Raw genomic sequence first — 1,794 nt, 5'->3', positions numbered from 1 at the left:
GACCGATTTCTTTAAACCAAACGTTTGGCATCGCATATTGGGCGTAGGTCGAACGGGAGCTACGCCAAGCCGTCATTCGCAGGCCGGGCATCTCCCGACTGTTCCATCCTCTTCTGCGCATTTCCCGGTGCAGCTTCCTTACTTTCCTCCAACTGCGTAGCTGCACGGATCGCAACCTTCGCCTAATCCAGCTATCGAACGTACGAAACTGTCCCTTGACGTCTCCGGTTCCAAAGTAGTTGCCCCATCCTCTTAGGTACGGGTTCAGTTTCTTCTTCACCAGTTCTTCCACAGCCACCGTCTGGTTTCGACGCGTGATCTCCTTCACCCGGGTTTTGAATTTCGTTAACGCTTTGTCTGTGGGGCGCATCCATTTTCCCGACCGAAAGACATGGCCCAGAAACTCGAAGTTCTCCTTCATGTTGTTCACGATTTTCGTCTTTTCCGGGTGGATCGTCAATCCCATCTCTTGCTCCAGCAGCTTCACCACCGACCTTAGGACACGCTCCGCTCCTTTTTGTGTCCGGCAACAGATCACAAAGTCATCTGCGTAACGCGTCAGTCGATGCCCACGCTCGGTCATCGTTTGATCCAGTGGATGCAAGTAAATGTTAGCCAAGAGCGGGCTAATGACCCCGCCTTGCGGGGTGCCTTGCTCATTGAGGTGAAAGCTCCCGCCATCCATGACTCCGGCTTGCAGGAACTTTCGCAGGAGATTTAGCACGCTTCCATCCACTACGGTTTCTTGCACACGTTCGATGAGCTTCTCATGCGGGATCGTGTCAAAATACGACTTCAGGTCGGCATCGATTACGTAGCGATACCCGTCGCTTAGATCTTTCCGGATCTTTTCCAAAGCCATGTGCGCGCTTCGTCCGGGTCGAAATCCATAGCTACAGTCCATGAATCTGGCTTCAAAGATGGGCTCCAATATGCGTTTGGCTGCCGCTTGGGCGACTCGGTCTCCCACGGTAGGAATCCCAAGGGGCGCTGGGTTCCGTCGGCCTTGGGGATGTAGACGCGGCGCACCGGTTTGGGCCGGTACGTTTTGTTCTTTAACGTCTGTTGGAGTACTTCTAGATGGTTCTCCAACTCCGATTCAAATGCCTTCACGGTCATCCGATCGATCCCTGCTGCCCCACGGTTCCGTTTCACCTCTTTGAAGGCTTCCTCCAGGTTTGGCTTCGCCCACACCTTGTCGATGAGGCTGTACCATCTGCGTTCTCTTGCTCTTTCTCCTTCACGCGAGGGATGATCTTTCTTCTGTTCGTCCATGCTCGTTCTCCTTCCCTTTCAGCTCCATGGCGCGTAGCCTTGCGGCAATCTCCACGTCCCTGTCGGTACTCGCCCCAGACGGCTTCTCCTTTTGTTCAGTCCCCGGGTCTTCGCACATCGTAGCTCGCCGGCTCCTGTCTGGCACATGGCTTCCCTTTCATCTCTCGTCTTCCACCAGTTCGGGCTTCGCGCCGAGTCGTCGCCTTTTGGGTCGTCGCTCGCATCGGCAACCAGGTACCGATTCGTTTGCCTTTGCGGCCTTTCCGGCAAACTTCTTCACTACTATCCCTTCTTCTGACTGCTTACCACCCTTAGCCGGACCTTGATCTTCACGATCTTGTGTCCGGATTACCGACTCTGCGGAGACGATAAGCTCTCCTTGGGTCACGTCATCCGACTTTCCCCCGAATCCAGTCCTCCTAACTTACGGAGCCTTACAATGGTATGGGACGTCCCCTTTTTTGGCAGGGTCATCCAACTCCGTCAGCCATCCTGGTCGTTTGCCGCCTGTTCCGGGTT

At 54.7% G+C, this 1,794-nt stretch carries 2 protein-coding genes; both read right to left on the bottom strand.

Annotated features, from left to right (window positions below; translation table 11 throughout):
• A partial coding sequence (gene ltrA / locus PA598K_RS13675; protein WP_260405403.1) for a group II intron reverse transcriptase/maturase occupies positions 1-931 on the bottom strand: 931 nt, incomplete at its 3' end.
• On the bottom strand, positions 832-1,275 hold the full coding sequence (locus PA598K_RS37940; protein WP_128657510.1) for a hypothetical protein: 444 nt from the start codon (positions 1,273-1,275) through the stop codon (positions 832-834). The genes ltrA and PA598K_RS37940, both read right to left, overlap by 100 nt.
• Positions 1,276-1,794 lie beyond the last annotated feature (519 nt).

Source organism: Paenibacillus sp. 598K (genome assembly GCF_003851045.1).
GTDB lineage: Bacteria > Bacillota > Bacilli > Paenibacillales > Paenibacillaceae > Paenibacillus_D.
The sequence above is the reverse complement of the archived record's forward strand: the minus strand, read 5'-3'. Positions and strand labels throughout refer to the sequence as shown.

What these genes read in the sequence shown, in the direction of transcription:
- PA598K_RS37940 (WP_128657510.1), bottom strand. Translation starts at nt 1,275, where the DNA reads ATGGACGAACAGAAGAAAGATCATCCCTCGCGTGAAGGAGAAAGAGCA.